A 17,146-nucleotide genomic window follows, 5' to 3' on the forward strand; every position below is an offset into this window, starting at 1 on the left:
CCGACTGACGCGAAGCCCCCGGTTGTTCCCCCGTGATCGGGGGCTTCGTTCTGCCCTCCCGCGGGTTTCCGGGCGCCGCGCGGCGCGAAGCGCTCACCCACGGTCACCGCCAGCTGTGCGCCCCTGCTGCTCCCACCTCGCCGAACAGCCTGCGAAGGCACCCTACGGACGCGGCGCCGCCGCAGGTACGATGCCCTCGGTGCGACCTACGGACGGCTGCGCGCGCACCTGCAACTCCGGTCCGCGGCACAGCGGTTCGACCAAGGCAGCCAACGGGGGACGGCTCGTTGGCATACCGACGGGGGCACGGTTTGTGGGGGACGTGATGGACTTCGGCACGCAGGGCCCACAGGCCCCGGCCGACCTCGCCTGGCTGCGAGGCGTGGACGCCTACACCATGGGCGCCTACCCGCAGGCGGAGGAAGAGTTCCGGGCCGCCGTGCGCATGGATCCCGGAATGGCCGACGCCTGGCTCGGGCTGCACGCGCTGCGCGTGGACACCTCCGCCGCGCTGCTGCGGATGTTCCGGCACCGGGAGCGCTTCGGCGAACAGCGCACCCGCCACCGCCGCACCCTCAACTCCTGGTACTGGCTGGGCTGGTGGGTCCAGCCGGTGCTGGAGAGCCCCCGCGACCTGCTGCTCGCGCACGCCTCCCACTGGCTGGACGGCCGCCACGTCCCGGAGCTGGACCGGGCGCTCGCCGGGCTGCCGCCCGTGGACACCGACCCGCAGGTCCGCTTCCTGCACGCCTGCCGCGCCTACCTGGTCAAGGACTGGGAGCAGCTCGTCCGCCACACCGATCCGCTGCTCGACGACCCCATGCTCGGCATCGAGGCGGGCCTGTTCGGCGGCATGGCCCGGGTCCGGCTGGAGATGTACGGACAGGCCGAGCCGCTGCTGTCGGCCGCCCTGATGCGCTGCCGCAGCGAGCAGCCGCAGCGCAAGGAACTGCGCTACTGGCTGGCCCGGGCCCATGAGGGAACGGGCCGCAGCGCCGCCGCACTCCCCCTGTACCGGGCCGTCCACCGCGTCGACCCGGCGTTCATGGACACCTCCGCCCGGCTCACCGCGATCGCCGAGGGCGACGGGTACGACGACTCGGCCGACCTCGCGGCGATCACGCTCACCGGCACCGGGCAGGACGCCGTGGACGGCCCCGACGCTCTCGACCCGCTGTACGGAACGGAAGGGCGCGACCTGCGCCTGTCCGACCCCGAGACGCCGCCGTCGGCTCCCCTGCCGTCGATGACCGGCCCGGCGTTCCGTGAGAAGGCCGTCCCCGTCCCGTCCCTGCCCACCGGGCCCACCGACCCGGCGTTACTGGAGGAGGCGCTTGCCGAACTGGAGCGCATGGTGGGCCTGGAGCCGGTGAAGCGCCAGGTCAAGGCGCTGTCGGCACAGCTGAACATGGCCCGGCTGCGGGCCGGCCAGGGGCTGCCGGTCCAGCCGCCGAAACGCCACTTCGTCTTCTCCGGCCCCTCGGGCACCGGCAAGACGACCGTGGCCCGCATCCTGGGCCGCGTCTTCTACGCCCTCGGCCTGCTCGGCGGCGACCACCTCGTGGAGGCACAACGGGCCGACCTGGTCGGCGAGTACCTCGGGCAGACGGCCGTGAAGGCCAACGAACTGATCGACTCGGCGCTCGGGGGCGTACTGTTCGTCGACGAGGCGTACTCGCTCTCCAACTCCGGTTACGGCAAGGGCGACGCGTACGGCGACGAGGCTTTGCAGGTGCTGCTCAAGCGGGCGGAGGACAACCGCGACCATCTCGTGGTGATCCTCGCCGGCTACCCGGAGGGCATGGACCGGCTGCTGGCCGCCAACCCGGGGCTGTCCTCCCGCTTCACGACCCGCGTCGACTTCCCGTCGTACCGCCCTCTGGAGCTGACCGAGATCGGCAAGGTGCTCGCCGCCGACAACGGTGACCTGTGGGACGAGGAGGCGCTCGACGAGCTGCGGTCCATCGCCGGGCACGTCGTCGACCAGGGGTGGATCGACGAGCTGGGCAACGGGCGGTTCCTGCGGACGCTGTACGAGAAGAGCTGCGCGTACCGGGATCTGCGGTTGTCCACGTATCCCGGCACGCTCACGCGGGAGGACCTGGCTACGTTGCGGCTGCCGGATCTGATGCAGGCGTACGGAGAGGTGCTGTCGGGGCGGGGCCCGCAGGCTCCGCCCGGGTTGTGAGGAGACGGCGTCGCCGCCGGGGCGGGGCGGGCGCGCAGCCCGGCGGGTACGGCGTGCCGCCGCACCCGCCCGCTGCTACGCCAGCGCCTGCTCCGGTTCGCCGCTCGCCCTGGGCTCCGTCACCCTGACCTCCGGCACCTCCCGGTGCGCCGGGTCCCGTACCTCGCCCACCAGCAGCTCCAGCACGTCCTCCAGTGCGACCAGGCCGAGCACCTTCCCCGACCCGTCGGCCACCTGGGCCAGATGGGTCGCGGCACGGCGCATCACGGTCAGCGCGTCGTCGAGTGGCAGCTCGGACCTGAGCGTGGTCATGGGCCGCCACAGCTGCTGCGGCACCGCGCGCTCCGAGTCCTCCACGTCGAGGACGTCCTTCACGTGCAGGTAGCCCATGAAGGCGCCGTTGTCGGCGGCGACCGGGAAGCGGGAGTAGCCCGTGCGGGCGGTGAGGTCCACGATCTGCCCCGGAGTGACCGACGGAGGGACCGTCACCAGGGACTCGCGCTTCAGAAGCACGTCCGTCACCGGGCGGGAGCCCAGTTCCAGGGCGTCCTCCAGGCGCTCGGCCTCCTCGGGGTCGAGCAGGCCGGCCTGACCGGAGTCCTCCACCAGCCGGTTGAGCTGCTCGCTGGTGAAGACGGCCTCGACCTCGTCCTTCGGCTCGACGCGGAACAGCCGAAGGACGCCCTGCGCGCAGGCGCCGAGGGCGACGGTGATCGGCTTGCACAGGCGCGCGAAGTAGACCAGACCCGGGCTCAGCCACAGCGCGGCCTTCTCCGGCGCCGCCATCGCCAGGTTCTTCGGGACCATCTCGCCGATGACGAGGTGGAAGAAGACCACGGCGGCGAGGGCGATGACGTAGGTGAGCGGGTGGATCATGCCGCGCGGCAGACGGATCCACTCGAAGACCGGTTCCAGGAGGTGCGCCACCGTCGGCTCGGCGACCGCGCCGAGCGTCAGTGAGCACACGGTGATGCCGAACTGGGCCGCGGCCATCATCTGCGGCAGCCGTTCCAGGCCGTACAGGACCTGCCGGGCGCGGGCGGTGCCGAGCGGTTCGATCTGGCTGCGGCGTACGGAGACCAGCGCGAACTCGGCGCCCACGAAGAACCCGTTGGCGAGGACGAGGAGCGCGGCGAAGAGGAGTTGCAGGACGCTCATCGGGCCGCCTCCACGGCCGGAACCACCGGGGCGGTCCTGACCAGCCGCACGCGTTCCGCGCGGTAGTGGCCGACCTGGCGCACCGACAGCCGCCAGCCGGGCAGTTCCGCCTTGTCGCCGACGGCCGGGATGCGGCCGAGCAGGTCGGCGACCAGTCCGGCGACGGTCTCGTACGGCCCCTCGGGCACGTCCAGGCCGATGCGCCGGAGGGTGTCGACGCGGCAGCTGCCATCGGCGTCCCAGGCGGGCCTGCCGTCCTCCGGCGGGGCGGCGGCGAGCTCGGGGAGGTCGTGTCCGTCGTGCTCGTCGCGGACCTCGCCGACGATCTCCTCGACGATGTCCTCCAGGGTCACGACGCCGGCCGTGCCGCCGTACTCGTCGACGACGACCGCGATGGGCTGCTCGCTGCGCAGGCGGGCCAGCAGCGGCCGGACGGGCAGGGTCTCGGGGACCAGCAGCGCCGGGCGGGCGATGCGGCCGACGGGGGTGCGCAGCCGGTCCTGGACGGGGACGGCCAGGGCGTCCTTGAGGTGGACCATGCCGACGATCTCGTCGATCTTCTCCCGGTAGACGGGGAAGCGGGACAGGCCGGTGGCGCGGGTCAGGTTGACCACGTCCTCGGCGGTGGCCGACGACTGCAGCGCGCTGACCTTCACTCGGGGTGTCATGACGTGCTGCGCGGTGAGCTCGCCCAGGGAGATGGTCCGTACGAAGAGGTCGGCCGTGTCCTGCTCCAGGGCGCCGGCCCGGGCGGAGTGCCGTGCCAGGGAGACGAGCTCCTCGGGGGTGCGGGCGGAGGCCAGCTCCTCGGTGGGTTCGATGCCCAGGGCGCGGACCAGCCGGTTGGCGACCGCGTTCAGGCCTGCGATCACCGGGCGGAACAGGCGCGCGAAGACGTGCTGCGGGCCGGCCACGAAGCGGGCGACCTGCAGGGGCCTGGACACCGCCCAGTTCTTGGGGACGAGCTCGCCGATCACCATCTGTACGGCCGAGGCCAGCAGCATGCCGACGACGACCGTGACACCGGGGACGGCTCCCTCGGGGACGCCGATCGAGGTGAACGGGCCGTACAGCAGCTCCGCGAGCGCCGGTTCGGCGAGCATGCCGACGACGAGGGAGGTGATGGTGATGCCGAGCTGGGTGCCGGAGAGCTGGAAGGACAGCTCCTTGAGCGACTCCACGACCCGGCGGGCACGCCGGTCGCCCTCGGCTGCGGCCTTCTCCGCGTCCGGACGCTCGACCGTCACCAGGCCGAACTCGGCCGCCACGAAGAATCCGTTGGCGAGGATCAGCAGGAAAGCGGCTGCCAGGAGCAGCAGGGGGAGGGTCATGATGCCGCCGCCTCCGCACGGGCGCGAACCTCGTGGGTGCGGTCCGCGCTATGTCGGCAGGGGGCGGCGCAGGTACTGCAGGACGATCCGTCCATCGCCGGAGGGGGTCACTCCTCGGGTAGCAGGAACCCCTGTGCACCGGGCGGGGCAGCAGGGGCGGAGGCGCAACGGTTGCGCCTCCGCCAACAGATTAATCAAGACACGGGCCGCTGCGGCAGGGTGGAGGCCGCGAGGCGTTCCGAGGTCAGCCCTGAGGCGTCTCGGGGTGCGCGGTGGAACGGGCCTCGACGAGGGCTCGCAGGGCGCGTGCGTCGGCGATGGCCCGCTGCTGGGCGATGCCCGGCTGGATGCCGAGGGCGGGCAGGCTGGTGCCGTCGCTGAGGTTGAGGAACACCCAGGGGTCGCCCGGCCGGAGGGTCACCTGGAGGATCTCGGCCCACTCCAGGTGACGCTTGTGCGTGAGGTTGACCACGGTGACGCCGGACTCGTCGGCGACCACTTTCGGCCGGGCCAGCAGCACCAGCACCCCGGCCAGCAGGGCGGCCGTGACGACGAAGCTGAGGCGCTCGCCCGGTCCGAGCTGCTTCAGCAGCATCGCGACCACGGTGATGACCACGAAGATCGCGACGGCGGCGGTGAGCAGGACCGCACGGGTACGGCCCGGCCGAAAGGTGACGGGCAGAGTGGGCAGTTCGGACATCTGGGACGACTTCCCGGAATCAGAGAGTGCGGCTTCCGCGCGTCAGAGACGGCAGGCGTGGATGGCCGTGGTCAGGATGGCCCGGGCGCCGATGTCGTACAGGTCGTCCATGATCCGCTGTGCCTCCTTGGCCGGGACCATCGCGCGGACGGCGACCCAGCCCTCGTTGTGCAGCGGGGAGACGGTCGGGGACTCCAGGCCCGGCGTGAGGGCGACGGCCTTCTCAAGCTGCTCGACGCGGCAGTCGTAGTCCATCATCACGTACGTGCGGGCCACGAGGACGCCCTGGAGGCGGCGCAGGAACTGCTGCACCTTGGGCTCCTCGCCGTCCGCGCCGGTCTGGCGGATGACGACGGCCTCGGACTTCATGATCGGCTCGCCGACGACCTCCAGGCCGGCGTTGCGCAGTGAGGTGCCGGTCTCGACGACGTCCGCGATGACCTGGGCGACGCCGAGCTGGATGGCGGTCTCCACGGCGCCGTCGAGGTGGACGACGGAGGCGTCGATGCCGTGGTCGGCGAGGTGCTTGGCGACGATGCCCTCGTAGGACGTGGCGATCGTGACGCCGTTGAGGTCCTCCAGGCTGCTCACCACGCCGGGCTTGGTGGCGTAGCGGAAGGTGGAGCGGGCGAAGCCGAGCGGCAGGATCTCCTCGGCGTTGGCGCCGGAGTCGATGAGCAGGTCGCGGCCGGTGATGCCGATGTCCAGCTGCCCGGAGGCGACGTAGAGCGCGATGTCGCGGGGGCGGAGGTAGAAGAACTCGACCTCGTTCTCGGGGTCGACGATCCGCAGTTCCTTGGACTCGCGGCGCTGCTGGTAGCCGGCCTCATGCAGCATCTCCGCCGCAGGGCCGGAGAGTGAACCCTTGTTGGGGACGGCGATGCGCAGCATGAGGTCGGCTTCCTTCGCGTGGTGGTGCGTGGCTTCTGACAGGAACGGGTGTGGCTTACAGGTGGGCGTAGACGTCGTCGAGGGAGATCCCGCGGGCGACCATCATCACCTGGACGTGGTACAGCAGCTGCGAGATCTCCTCGGCGGCCGCCTCCTTGCCCTCGTACTCGGCGGCCATCCAGACCTCGGCGGCCTCCTCGACGACCTTCTTGCCGATGGCGTGGACGCCCTTTTCCACCAGCTCCGCGGTGCGGGAGGTGGCGGGATCGCCCTGGGCGGCCTTGTGCTGGAGCTCGGTGAACAGCTCCTCGAACGTCTTCTTGGACATGGTGGCGCCCACTCTACGCGGTGTGCCCACCCACCTATCGCCACGGTTCGGATACTGAGCGGAGCGTGGCCGCGGTCGCGACCGCCGCCGTCACCGCCTCGTGCCCCTTGTCCTCGTTGGAGCCGGGCAGACCGGCCCGGTCCAGGGCCTGCTCCTCGGTGTCGCAGGTCAGCACGCCGAACCCGACCGGGACGCCGGTGTCGACCGAGACCTGGGTGAGGCCCTGGGTGACGCCCTGGCACACGTAGTCGAAGTGGGGGGTTCCGCCGCGGATGACGACGCCGAGAGCCACGATCGCGTCGTAGCCGCGGCCCGCGAGGACCTTGGCGACGACGGGGAGCTCCCAGCTGCCGGGGACCCGGAGCAGGGTCGGCTCGTCGATTCCCAGGTCGTGCAGGGCGCGCAGGGCGCCGTCCACCAGACCGTCCATCACCTTCTCGTGCCACTGCGCCGCGACGACGGCGACCCGCAGGTCTCCGACGTTGCGAACGGTCAGTTCCGGTGCACCCTTGCCGCTCACGTGTCTCCTCAGTGCTCTCTTACTGGTTGCCGCAGGCCGGCACGGTCGGCGTGTCCAGCCAGGGCAGGTCGTGGCCCATCCGGTCCCGCTTGGTGCGCAGGTAGCGGAGGTTGTGCTCGCCCGCCGTCACGGGCATCGGCTCGCGTCCGTTCACCTCGATGCCGTGGCGGACGAGGGCGTCGCTCTTGTCGGGGTTGTTGGTCAGCAGGCGCACGCTGCGCACGCCGAGGTCGCGGAGCATCTGCGCTCCGGCCCCGTAGTCCCGGGCGTCGGCGGGCAGGCCGAGTTCCAGGTTGGCGTCGAGGGTGTCGCGGCCGCGCTCCTGGAGCTCGTACGCCCGCAGTTTGGACATCAGGCCGATGCCGCGGCCCTCGTGTCCGCGCAGGTAGACCACCACTCCCCGGCCCTCGGTCTGGATGCGGGCCAGGGAGGCGTCCAGCTGGGGGCCGCAGTCGCAGCGGGCGGAGCCGAAGACGTCGCCGGTGAGGCATTCGGAGTGGACGCGGACGAGGACGTCCTCGCCGTCGCCGATCTCGCCGTGCACGAGGGCGACGTGCTCGACGCCGTCGACGGTGGAGCGGTAGCCGTACGCCGTGAAGGTGCCGTGGGCGGTGGGCAGGTGGACCTCGGCCTCGCGGCGGACGGTGGGCTCGGAGCTGCGGCGGTAGGCGATCAGGTCCTCGATGGAGATGATCGTCAGGCCGTGCTTGCGGGCGAACGGGATCAGCTCGGGCAGGCGCAGCATCTGGCCGTCCTCGCCGGCGATCTCGACGATCGCGCCGGCCGGGCGCAGGCCCGCGAGCCGGGCGAGGTCGACGGCGGCCTCGGTGTGGCCGTTGCGGGTCAGGACCCCGCCGGACCTGGCGCGCAGCGGGAAGATGTGGCCGGGGCGCACCAGGTCGGACGGTTCGGCGGTGCCGCTCGCCAGCAACTGGAGCGTGGTGGCGCGGTCGGAGGCCGAGATGCCGGTGGTCACACCGTGGGCGGCGGACGCGTCGACGGAGACGGTGAACGCGGTCTTCATCGACTCGGTGTTGTCGTCGACCATCTGCGGGAGCCGGAGCCGGTCCAGTTCGTCGCCCTCCATCGGGGCGCAGATCAGGCCGCGGCACTCGCTCATCATGAAGGCGACGATCTCGGGGGTCGCCTTCTCGGCGGCGATGACGAGGTCGCCCTCGTTCTCCCGGTCCTCGTCGTCGACCACCACGACCGGCCGGCCGGCCGCGATGTCGGCGATGGCCTGCTCGACCGGGTCGAGCGTGAGGTCCTCGAAACCGTCGGTGCTGTAGAGGACGGGTGCCGCGGTCATGCGGGCGCTCCTTCCATGACGGGCCGCGCGGCCTCGCGGGAGCGCAGCCACCAGTCGCGCAGGCCCCACAGGACGAGCGCGCCGTAGATGACGTAGACCAAGCCGGAGAAGGCGAAGCCGTTGGCGAAGGTCAGGGGGACGCCGACCAGGTCGACGAGCAGCCAGGCGAACCAGAACTCGACCATGCCGCGGGCCTGGGCGTACATCGCGACGACGGTGCCGACGAAGATGTAGGCGTCCGGCCAGGGGTCCCAGGACAGGGAGGGGACGGCGGTGAACAGGCCACCGACCGCGAGGGTGCCGAGGGCGGCGCCGGCGGTCAGCAGTGCTCGTTCGCGCCAGGTGGCGAACCGGACGGCGATGGAGCCGTCCTGCGCCTGCTGCCGGCCGCGCTGCCACTGCCAGAAGCCGTAGCCGGCGACCAGCATGACGACGACCTGCTTGCCTGCGCTGCCGGAGAGGTGGGCGGTGGCGAAGGCCGCGAAGAGGATGAGGCCGGAGACGAACTGGGCGGGCCAGGTCCAGATCGAGCGCCGCCAGCCGAGGGCGAGGGCGACCAGACCGATGACGTTGCCGATCATGTCCGACCACTTGATGTGCTGGCCGAACAGCGTGAACGCCTCGGAGTTGAGCCAGTTCACTGCCCGGCTCCCTCGGTGACGGCCCGGTCGCCGAGCATCCGCTCGACGTACTTGGCGATGACGTCCACTTCGAGGTTGACCGGGTCGCCGGGCTGCTTGTGGCCGAGCGTGGTCAGGGCGAGCGTGGTGGGGATGAGGCTGACGGTGAAGTGGTCGGGGCCGGCCTCGACGACGGTGAGGCTGATGCCGTCGACGGTGATGGAGCCCTTCTCGACGACGTACCGGGACAGGCCGGCGGGGAGCGAGATCTTCACGATCTCCCAGTGCTCCGACGGTGTGCGGTCCAGGATCTCGCCGGTGCCGTCGACGTGGCCCTGCACGATGTGCCCGCCGAGACGCTCGCCCACGGCCATCGGGCGTTCGAGGTTGACGCGGGAGCCGACGGTGAGGGCGCCCAGGCTGGAGCGGCTCAGGGTCTCGGCCATCACGTCGGCGGTGAACTCGTCGCCCTCGTGGTCGACGACGGTGAGACAGACGCCGTTGACGGCGATGGAGTCGCCGTGCTTCGCGCCCTGGGTGACGACGGGGCCGCGCAGCCGGAAGCGGGAGGCGTCGGCGAGCTTCTCGACGCCGGTGACCTCACCCAGCTCTTCGACGATTCCGGTGAACACTTCCCGGGTCCTCCTGCCTCTTCGGGCACGGACTCCGGGGCTGTCGAGACGACAGAAGGTACGGGCAACGGCACCGGGGCGACGCCGGACGGGGCTCGCCCGGACAGGCGAACCGGTACGGCGGCGCGCACGTGTGCTCGCCCGCCGCGCACTGCCTCCCATCCGGACTTTAACCGTCGGTCCAGGAATTTCACCTGGTCAACCGGCCGCTGGAGGCGACCGGGTCGCGGACTGTAACCGCCGGTTCGGACTTTCACCGACCCCGGAGTGCGCTGCTACTGGTACACGGCCAGTGTGCCACGCCTGATCGACGTCCATACGGGCGATGGGTGTGGGGTGCCTCACAGAGCGTGTCACTGGACTTGCGCGGCGTTCGCGGCGTCCCAACTCCCGGACGAGAGTCGGACCTTGAGGTGGGCATGATTGGTCCATACCTATTGACGGTATGGTCTAGTCCTCTTAGGGTCGACCCGGCCCCGCAGACCGGCCCGGCGGCGGTGACGACGGCCCTTGCCCGCCGTCGGGCCCTTCCACGCGGGCCTGTCCACGCGGGCCGGTCCACGCGGGCGTCCCACCGGCTCCACCACGCCCTTCCGGCTGCGCGCGGAGGCCCCCCGGCTGGATGAGGCGCTGTCACGTTTCAGGCACTGTCACATTTCATGGGCGCGCACGGTCTCCTCTACGAAGGGCACTCCAACCGGGAGGGCCCGTCGCCCGGAGGGACTGAAGACGATGACCACGATGCTTGTGACGGGCGGTACGGGAACGCTCGGCCGGCTGGTCACCGAGCGGCTGCGCGCGGACGGGCACGACGTGCGGGTCCTCAGCCGGCACACCCGGCCGTACGCCGTGGACCTGCGCGAGGGCGGCGCCGCGCTCGACGCGGCCGTGCGGGGCGTGGAGACGATCGTGCACTGCGCGAGCACACCGCGCGGCGGCGACGAGCGGGCGGCCGGACACCTGATCGAGGCGGCGCGCCGGGCCGGGGTGGGTCACCTGGTCTACATCTCGATCGTCGGCGTCGACCGGGTGCCGCTCGGCTACTACCGGACGAAGCTCGCCGTGGAGAGGCTCATCGAGGAGTCGGGGCTGGGCTGGACCGTCCTGCGGACCACACAGTTCCACGATCTGCCGGTCACGCTCTTCCGGACGCTGTCGAAGCTGCCGGTCCTGCTGCTGCCGGCCGGGGTGCGGGACCAGCCGGTCGAGGTGGCGGAGGTCGCGGACCGGCTGGCCGAGCTGGCCACGGGCGGGCCCGCGGGGCGGGTCGAGGACATGGGCGGGCCGGAGGTACGGACGCTGGAGTCGCTGGCCCGTGCGTATCTGCGGGCGACCGGGCGCCGCCGCGTCGTGGCGAGCGTGCCGCTGTGGGGTGCGGCGTACCGGGGGTTCCGCGACGGCGGGCACCTCACGCCGGAGCGGGCAACCGGCAAGGGCACGTTCGAGGAGTACCTGGCGGCGCGGTTCGACGGCGGGCCGCGCGGGTGAGCGGGTGCGAGCGGCTACGGGCCGGGCCGGTGCCGTCGGCCGGTACGCAGGCGCCCGGGTAGTCGTTGGCTGCGTGCAAGCCAGCCAGCCAGGCGTGCCCCGGCTGCTGCTCGGGGTGCAGGTGCTGCTCGGGGTAGGTGCTGCTCGGGGTAGGTGCTGCCGGGGGCGCAGCCCTGCTGAGGGTGCAGGCCCCTGCTGGACGTCGCCGTCGGCCTCCCCGCGGTGACGGAGCGGCAGTCGGCTGACCGCGCTGGTGGCTGCCTGGCAGCCGCCGCAAGCAGCCTTGCGAGCAAGGCAGTTGGAGCCACCTTCGGGCGAGAGCCCCCACGGCGGCACGGCCGAGAGCGCGCCCCGCCACCAAAAGCGCGTGCCCCGCCACCGGGAGCGCGACGGGCGCTACCGGCCCCACCGCCGCGGCCCACGGCCACCGCGGTGGCGTTCGCCCCGACGGCACCGGCACCCCCGGCCGAAGCAGCGCTGCGCGGTCACCGTTCCGGAGGCGCGAAGAGCTCGTCCTGTGCGCGGTCCCGGGCCGTCAGCAGCGCGCCCCGCAGGACCGCGCCGCCACCCAGGAGGCCCGGCCGTACCTCGGTGGACAGGGGTGACATCCGGGCGATGCGGGCCTGGACGCGGTCGGCGAGCACGGTTCCGCCCGCGTGTCCGATCTCGCCGCCGAGCACCACACACCCGGGGTCCAGGATGGCGACCACGGAGGCCACGCCGACGGCGACGCGGTCGGCCAGGGCGTCGAGGAAGCGGGCGGACGGCTCTCGCTCCCCCGCTCCGGCACCGGCCGCCGTCACGGCTGCCCGTACCAGGCCCACGGCAGGCGGGTCCGCCGGTTCCGCCGCCAGCCCGTACTCTCCCGCGAGTTCCGCGACCGCCGCCGCGCCTGCCAGGGAATGGAAGCCCCCCGCGCAGTCCGTCGCCGACGGCAGCGCCGCCGTGCCCGGCACCGGCAGGAAGCCGATCTCCCCCGTGCCACCGGAAGCCCCGCGGCGCAGTGTGCCGTCGAGGACCACGGCCGCTCCCGTGCCGTGGCCCAGCCACAGCAGGACGAAGGTGTCCCGGTCCCGGGCGGCCCCGTCGCGCTGTTCGGCCAGGGCGGCGAGGTTCGTCTCGTTCTCGACGCTGACGCGGGCCTCGGGGAGCCGCTCCTGGAGGGCGGCCACCAGGCGGCGGTGCCACTGCGGCAACCCGGTGGAGACGCGGAGTTCGCCGGTGGCCGGGTCGATCAGGCCGGGCGCGCCGATGCCGACGGTGTGCAGCCGATCGGCCCCCGCCTCCTTCACCACACGCTCGACCAGCCTGACCGCCTGTTCGACGGCGGACCCCGTGCCGGTGGCACCGTCGATGGGCACCGAGGCCTCGGCGAGCACCCGGCCGACGAGGTCGGAGACGACCACGGCGACGCCCTCGGTGCGCACGTCCAGCGCGGCCAGGTGGGCGCGGTCGGCGACGATGCCGTACAGCCTGGCGTTGGGGCCGCGCCGCTGCTCCCCCGCCTCTCCGACCACCGCGATCAGACCGGAGGCGGTGAGGCGTTCCACGAGGTCGGCGACGGTGGGGCGGGACAGGCCGGTCAGCTGCTTCAACTGCCCCGCCGTCAACGGGCCTTCCTGCTGGAGCAGACGCAGGGCGAGCCGGTCGTTGATGGCCCGGGCGGTGCTCGGGGATGCGGGCATGCCGGGATCCTTCCAGATCGGCGGGGCCGCGCGGGCGCCGCATGCACCCTATCTATCAGGCAGGGTCCCTGATAGTTTACGGCCGGCAGTGGGGAGCAGACCTCCGGGGAGGGGACAGAGAATGAGTGCAGTGATCTACGAGCAGCGCGATGTGCGGCGCGCCCGGTACGCCGTGGCGGCCGTCTTCGCCGTGCACGGCGCCGTCACCGGCTCCTTCGCCACGCGCGTGCCGTGGATCCAGGACCACGCCGGGGTGAGCGCCGGGCAACTGGGCCTCGCGCTGGCCTTCCCCGCGCTCGGCGCGTCCGTCGCGATGCCGCTCGCCGGCTACATCAGCCACCGCCTCGGCGCCCGCACCGCGCTGCGCGGACTGATCGCCCTGTGGACGCTGTCGCTGATCCTGCCGTCGCTGGCACCGAACCTGCTCACGCTCTGCCTCGCCCTGTTCACCTACGGCGCCACGGCGGGCATGGCGGACGTGGCCATGAACGCGCTGGGCGTGGAGGTGGAGAACCGTCTCGGCCGGTCGATCATGTCCGGGCTGCACGGCATGTGGAGCGCGGGCGCCCTGATCGGCTCCGCGGCCGGCACGCTCGCCGCGCACCTCGGCTCGGACGCCCGGCTGCACCACGCGCTGGCCGCCGGCGCCCTCACCGTCGTCGGCGTGCTGTCCTGCCAGTGGGTGCTCGACCTGCAGCCCGCCGAGGACGAGGAGCCGCCGCCGCGGTTCGCGCTGCCACCGCGCTCGGCGCTGCTCATCGGTGCGATCGGGTTCTGCGCGGTGTTCGCGGAGGGCGCGAGCCTGGACTGGTCCGCGGTCTACCTGCGCGACCAGATGGAGGCCTCCGCCGGACTCGCGGCGGCCTGCACGACGGGCTTCACCCTCACCATGGCCGTGGCCCGGATCGCCGGGGACAAGGTCGTGGACCGGTACGGCGCGGTGCGCACGGTCCGCACGAGCGGTGTCCTCGCCGTCCTGGGCGGGCTGCTGATCGTCGTCGCGGACCGTCCGGCCGTGGCGATGGCCGGCTTCGCGCTGATGGGCCTGGGCATCGCGGTCGTCGTCCCGCTGTGCTTCGCGGCGGCGGGCCGCAGCGGCCCCAATCCCAGCCTGGCCATCGCGGGTGTCGCGACCATCACGTACACCTCCGGCCTGATCGCGCCGAGCGCGATCGGCACGCTGGCCCAGGCCACCAGCCTGGTGGTGTCGTTCTGTCTGGTGACGGTCCTGGCGGGCGGCCTCGCGGCGTTCGCGGGCGTGCTGCGCCCCGGCGACCGCGACCGGCCGAAGATCAGCCGGCCGGACGCGGCGGTTCCCGACCCGCGGCCCTGAACACCCCGCTGCGGAGGGCGGCACGACACCACGGCTGCGGAGGGCGGCACCCCCGAGACACCCCAAGGCTCCCCGGAGGCACCGCCGAGTCCCGCCGGAGCACGCGGTGTCCGTCACCGGCCCGTCCGCCGAGCCGATCCGCGTGCGAAGCACGTCCCGGCAGCCCTGACAATGGTCCGGACGTAGCCCCACGTACGACGAAAGCGACACCCTCATGGATCTCGGCGTCCGCTGGACACTGCACGGCGACGGACGCACCCCGGCGCCCGGCGCGGTGGTCCGCCCCGACGAACGGCTCTCCTGGCCCCGCACGGTCGGGCTCGGCGCCCAGCACGTGGTGGCCATGTTCGGAGCGTCGTTCGTCGCTCCGGTCCTCATGGGCCTGGACCCGAACCTGGCGATCATGATGTCGGGTGTCGCGACCGTCGTCTTCCTGCTCGCGACCCGCGGCCGGGTGCCCAGCTACCTGGGCTGCTCCTTGTCGTTCGTGGGCGTCGCCGCCGTGATCCGCGCCCAGGGCGGCAGCAGTGCCACGGTGACCGGTGCCGTCTTCGTCGTCGGTGTCGCGCTGTTCCTGGTCGGCCTCGCGGTGCAGCGCTTCGGCGCGCGGATCATCCACGCCGTGATGCCGCCGATCGTGACCGGCGCGGTCGTCATGCTGATCGGCTTCAACCTGGCGCCCGTGACGGCCGCCACGTACTGGCCCCAGGACCAGTGGACGGCCCTGCTGGTGATGCTCTTCACCGGGCTGGCGGTGGTGTGCCTGCGGGGTTTCTGGTCCCGTATCGCGATCTTCCTGGGGCTGGTCTTCGGCTACGGCGTCTCCTGGGCCTTCGACCGGATCTTCGGGAGGATCCACTCGGTGGACGCGAGCGGAAAGCTCACCGACCACTGGCGGCTCGACCTTTCCGCCGTCGGCAAGGCGGACTGGATCGGCCTGCCCGACCTGCACGCCCCGTCCTTCCAGTGGTCGGCGGTCCTGGTCGCGCTGCCCGTCGTCATCGCCCTGGTCGCCGAGAACGCGGGGCACGTCAAGGCGGTCGGCGAGATGACCGGCGACCCTGTGGACGACAAGCTGGGGACGGCGATCTCGGCCGACGGCATCGGCTCGATGCTGTCCACGGCGGTCGGCGGCCCGCCCAATACCACGTACTCCGAGAACATCGGCGTGATGGCAGCGACCCGCGTGTACTCGACGGCCGCCTACTGGGCCGCCGCCGGGTTCGCCCTGCTGTTCGGCCTGTGCCCCAAGTTCGGCGCGGTCGTGGCCGCGATCCCGGGCGGTGTGCTCGGCGGCATCACCGTCATCCTGTACGGCATGATCGGTCTGCTCGGCGCCCAGATCTGGATCAACGCCAAGGTGGACCTGCGCAATCCGCTGAACCTCGTCCCGGCCGCGGCGGGCATCATCATCGGCGTCGGCAACGTCACGATGAAGTTCACCGACACCTTCTCGCTGAGCGGCATCGCGCTGGGCACCCTGGTCGTCATCACCGGCTACCACGCGCTGCGCGCCTTCGCGCCGGCCCACCTCAAGACGCAGCAGCCGCTGCTGGACGAGGGCACCAGCACCTACGACGAGGCGGCTCAGCACGCCAAGACGTGAGCACCCTGCAGGGCGAGCCGCAGCGGCTCAGCGCGCCAGGTCGTAGGCGTACGACGGCGTGAACGTGCCCGGCGCCCCCTTGCAGCCGTCCGACTCGCCCGGCAGCTTCACCCACAGATAGCCGTCGATCCGGGGCTCGCCGGTGACCAGGGTCGGTGTCCGGCCCAGCTCGCGGCCCGCCGGGTCGCACCAGGCGCCGTCGGGCGGGGCGCCGTTGCCGTTGCGGCTGGTGTCGATGACGGCGCCCAGCGTCGACGGCCCGCCGAGGGCGTCGAGGACCCGCCGGTCGTAGGCGATCTCGTCGTCCGTGGTGTGGAAGTTGGAGACGTTGCTGAAGATCCCGTCGGAGGAGTCGGCCGAGGCGGCACCGGCCTGTCTGAGCCACGCCGCCTGCTTCGCGGGCGGGTTCCAGTCCGAGTGCCCCGCATCGAAGTAGACCCGGGCGCGCGGATCGGCCGCCTTCAAAACGCGCCCGGCGCGGGCCAGCGAGGCGAAGCGGTCGGCGCGCCGCCCCGTGGAGAGGCACTCGGACTGGGCGATCGAGTCGGGCTCCAGGATCACGATGACCTCGCCGGAGCCCAGCCCGGCCGCGAACCGGTCGATCCAGGCGTCGTACGCGTCCAGGTCGGGCGCACCGCCCTGGGAGTGCCCGCCGCAGTCGCGGTCCGGGATCGCGTACGGCACGAGGACGGGAACCCGGCCCTGCGCCGCGGCGCCCGAGGTGACCGCACGGACCCGGCCCGTGATGGTGTCGGGCGTGAAGTCGGCGAACCACACCGCGGCCGGCTGGTCGGCGATCCGGGACTCTATGACCGCCCGGCGCGGGTCGTCGGGGTTGGCGCGGACCCAGGCCAGCACGTTGGAGTCGGGGTGCCGGTAGAGCCGGGTCGTCGTGGTCCCGGCCGTGCGCTGCCGCCGCTCCTGCCGCGTCCTCGTCGGCGTGGGCGCCGGGGTCGCCGTCTTGCGCGCGGTGGGCGCGGCAGAGGCGGACCCGGTGACCGACGGGGACGGTGTCGGCACGGCGGGCAGCGGCGCCAGGCGCGGCGACGCGGTCACCCGGGGCCGCCCGGCCTCGTCCACGCCGCGCCGGTCCTCGAACGCCGACATGACGCCGGTCGCGGCGCCCACCGCGACCACCACCGAGGCCACCGCGACCATGGCGCCCCGCCGGGCGGCGCGCCTGCTCGCGGCCCGGCGGGCGGCCAGCCGCTGGGCACGTGGGCCTGCCACGCTGCTGCTCCCCCCTCTGACGCGGCCGCTCCCCACGGCTCGCTCTGCCCCGCGGCGGGCGGCGTTCCCCCGTTCTGGGGAAGCGCGCGGCCCGCCGGCACTCCCGCCAGCCTAAAGCTGCGACTCT

Annotated in this window: 15 protein-coding genes and 1 riboswitch; of the genes, 4 read left to right on the forward strand and 11 right to left on the reverse strand. The window is 72.7% G+C overall.

Going from position 1 to position 17,146, the window contains the following annotated elements; genetic code table 11:
- Positions 1-325 precede the first annotated feature (325 nt).
- Complete coding sequence (locus ACFPZJ_RS27430) at positions 326-2,188, forward strand: AAA family ATPase (RefSeq protein ID WP_381026835.1); 1,863 nt, start codon at positions 326-328, stop codon at positions 2,186-2,188.
- Between the two features lie 75 nt (positions 2,189-2,263).
- On the opposite strand, the gene ACFPZJ_RS27435 is transcribed toward ACFPZJ_RS27430, so the two are convergent.
- The 9 genes from ACFPZJ_RS27435 to ACFPZJ_RS27475 all read right to left on the reverse strand — a co-directional run bounded on the left by ACFPZJ_RS27435 (position 2,264) and on the right by ACFPZJ_RS27475 (position 9,677).
- Entirely contained in the window at positions 2,264-3,346 is a 1,083-nt protein-coding gene (locus ACFPZJ_RS27435) for a hemolysin family protein (RefSeq protein WP_381026838.1), read from the reverse strand.
- Complete coding sequence (locus tag ACFPZJ_RS27440) at positions 3,343-4,677, reverse strand: hemolysin family protein (RefSeq protein ID WP_381026841.1); 1,335 nt, start codon at positions 4,675-4,677, stop codon at positions 3,343-3,345. The genes ACFPZJ_RS27435 and ACFPZJ_RS27440 overlap by 4 nt, the downstream gene beginning before the upstream one ends.
- A gap of 244 nt (positions 4,678-4,921) precedes the next feature.
- Positions 4,922-5,377, reverse strand: coding sequence for a PH domain-containing protein (locus tag ACFPZJ_RS27445; RefSeq protein WP_381026844.1), 456 nt, complete (start codon positions 5,375-5,377; stop codon positions 4,922-4,924).
- 42 nt (positions 5,378-5,419) lie between these two features.
- Positions 5,420-6,268, reverse strand: a complete 849-nt coding sequence (gene hisG, locus ACFPZJ_RS27450; protein WP_381026846.1) for an ATP phosphoribosyltransferase — start codon at positions 6,266-6,268, stop codon at positions 5,420-5,422.
- A gap of 55 nt (positions 6,269-6,323) precedes the next feature.
- Complete coding sequence (locus ACFPZJ_RS27455) at positions 6,324-6,596, reverse strand: phosphoribosyl-ATP diphosphatase (protein ID WP_003988914.1); 273 nt, start codon at positions 6,594-6,596, stop codon at positions 6,324-6,326.
- A 34-nt stretch (positions 6,597-6,630) separates the two neighbouring features.
- Positions 6,631-7,116 carry a 6,7-dimethyl-8-ribityllumazine synthase gene (gene ribH, locus ACFPZJ_RS27460; protein ID WP_381026848.1) on the reverse strand — a complete coding sequence of 162 codons (486 nt, stop codon included), beginning with the start codon at positions 7,114-7,116 and terminating at the stop codon, positions 6,631-6,633.
- A gap of 19 nt (positions 7,117-7,135) precedes the next feature.
- Entirely contained in the window at positions 7,136-8,425 is a 1,290-nt protein-coding gene (locus tag ACFPZJ_RS27465; RefSeq protein ID WP_381026851.1) for a bifunctional 3,4-dihydroxy-2-butanone-4-phosphate synthase/GTP cyclohydrolase II, read from the reverse strand.
- Positions 8,422-9,066, reverse strand: coding sequence for a nicotinamide mononucleotide transporter family protein (locus ACFPZJ_RS27470; RefSeq protein WP_381026853.1), 645 nt, complete (start codon positions 9,064-9,066; stop codon positions 8,422-8,424). Before ACFPZJ_RS27470 ends, ACFPZJ_RS27465 begins: the two co-directional genes overlap by 4 nt.
- Positions 9,063-9,677 (reverse strand): riboflavin synthase, encoded by a 615-nt coding sequence (locus ACFPZJ_RS27475; protein ID WP_381026855.1) that lies wholly within the window; start codon positions 9,675-9,677, stop codon positions 9,063-9,065. Before ACFPZJ_RS27475 ends, ACFPZJ_RS27470 begins: the two co-directional genes overlap by 4 nt.
- 144 nt (positions 9,678-9,821) lie before the next feature.
- Positions 9,822-9,952: riboswitch (FMN riboswitch) on the reverse strand.
- A gap of 457 nt (positions 9,953-10,409) precedes the next feature.
- Here ACFPZJ_RS27475 and ACFPZJ_RS27480 point away from each other — a divergent pair.
- Positions 10,410-11,165 carry an SDR family oxidoreductase gene (locus ACFPZJ_RS27480; RefSeq protein ID WP_381026857.1) on the forward strand — a complete coding sequence of 252 codons (756 nt, stop codon included), beginning with the start codon at positions 10,410-10,412 and terminating at the stop codon, positions 11,163-11,165.
- 485 nt (positions 11,166-11,650) lie between these two features.
- Here the strand turns inward: ACFPZJ_RS27480 and ACFPZJ_RS27485 are convergent, their stop codons facing one another.
- The gene (locus ACFPZJ_RS27485) at positions 11,651-12,850 is read right to left on the reverse strand and encodes an ROK family transcriptional regulator (RefSeq protein ID WP_381026859.1); all 1,200 of its coding nucleotides are present in this window, start codon (positions 12,848-12,850) and stop codon (positions 11,651-11,653) included.
- A 121-nt stretch (positions 12,851-12,971) separates the two neighbouring features.
- On the opposite strand from ACFPZJ_RS27485, the gene ACFPZJ_RS27490 reads away from it, so the two are divergent.
- Together ACFPZJ_RS27490 and ACFPZJ_RS27495 are read left to right on the forward strand one after the other, a co-directional pair.
- Positions 12,972-14,183 carry an MFS transporter gene (locus ACFPZJ_RS27490; protein WP_381026862.1) on the forward strand — a complete coding sequence of 404 codons (1,212 nt, stop codon included), beginning with the start codon at positions 12,972-12,974 and terminating at the stop codon, positions 14,181-14,183.
- Between the two features lie 214 nt (positions 14,184-14,397).
- Positions 14,398-15,789 carry a uracil-xanthine permease family protein gene (locus ACFPZJ_RS27495; protein ID WP_381026865.1) on the forward strand — a complete coding sequence of 464 codons (1,392 nt, stop codon included), beginning with the start codon at positions 14,398-14,400 and terminating at the stop codon, positions 15,787-15,789.
- Positions 15,790-15,816: 27 nt separating this feature from the next.
- Here the strand turns inward: ACFPZJ_RS27495 and ACFPZJ_RS27500 are convergent, their stop codons facing one another.
- The gene (locus tag ACFPZJ_RS27500; protein ID WP_381027668.1) at positions 15,817-16,947 is read right to left on the reverse strand and encodes a glycoside hydrolase family 6 protein; all 1,131 of its coding nucleotides are present in this window, start codon (positions 16,945-16,947) and stop codon (positions 15,817-15,819) included.
- Positions 16,948-17,146 lie beyond the last annotated feature (199 nt).

Source organism: Streptomyces bullii, assembly GCF_042657145.1.
Taxonomy (GTDB): domain Bacteria; phylum Actinomycetota; class Actinomycetes; order Streptomycetales; family Streptomycetaceae; genus Streptomyces; species Streptomyces bullii.

What these genes read in the sequence shown, in the direction of transcription:
- ACFPZJ_RS27430 (WP_381026835.1), top strand. Translation starts at nt 326, where the DNA reads ATGGACTTCGGCACGCAGGGCCCACAGGCCCCGGCCGACCTCGCCTGG.
- ACFPZJ_RS27435 (WP_381026838.1), bottom strand. Translation starts at nt 3,346, where the DNA reads ATGAGCGTCCTGCAACTCCTCTTCGCCGCGCTCCTCGTCCTCGCCAAC.
- ACFPZJ_RS27440 (WP_381026841.1), bottom strand. Translation starts at nt 4,677, where the DNA reads ATGACCCTCCCCCTGCTGCTCCTGGCAGCCGCTTTCCTGCTGATCCTC.
- ACFPZJ_RS27445 (WP_381026844.1), bottom strand. Translation starts at nt 5,377, where the DNA reads ATGTCCGAACTGCCCACTCTGCCCGTCACCTTTCGGCCGGGCCGTACC.
- hisG (WP_381026846.1), bottom strand. Translation starts at nt 6,268, where the DNA reads ATGCTGCGCATCGCCGTCCCCAACAAGGGTTCACTCTCCGGCCCTGCG.
- ACFPZJ_RS27455 (WP_003988914.1), bottom strand. Translation starts at nt 6,596, where the DNA reads ATGTCCAAGAAGACGTTCGAGGAGCTGTTCACCGAGCTCCAGCACAAG.
- ACFPZJ_RS27465 (WP_381026851.1), bottom strand. Translation starts at nt 8,425, where the DNA reads ATGACCGCGGCACCCGTCCTCTACAGCACCGACGGTTTCGAGGACCTC.
- ACFPZJ_RS27480 (WP_381026857.1), top strand. Translation starts at nt 10,410, where the DNA reads ATGACCACGATGCTTGTGACGGGCGGTACGGGAACGCTCGGCCGGCTG.
- ACFPZJ_RS27485 (WP_381026859.1), bottom strand. Translation starts at nt 12,850, where the DNA reads ATGCCCGCATCCCCGAGCACCGCCCGGGCCATCAACGACCGGCTCGCC.
- ACFPZJ_RS27490 (WP_381026862.1), top strand. Translation starts at nt 12,972, where the DNA reads ATGAGTGCAGTGATCTACGAGCAGCGCGATGTGCGGCGCGCCCGGTAC.
- ACFPZJ_RS27495 (WP_381026865.1), top strand. Translation starts at nt 14,398, where the DNA reads ATGGATCTCGGCGTCCGCTGGACACTGCACGGCGACGGACGCACCCCG.
- ACFPZJ_RS27500 (WP_381027668.1), bottom strand. Translation starts at nt 16,947, where the DNA reads ATGGTCGCGGTGGCCTCGGTGGTGGTCGCGGTGGGCGCCGCGACCGGC.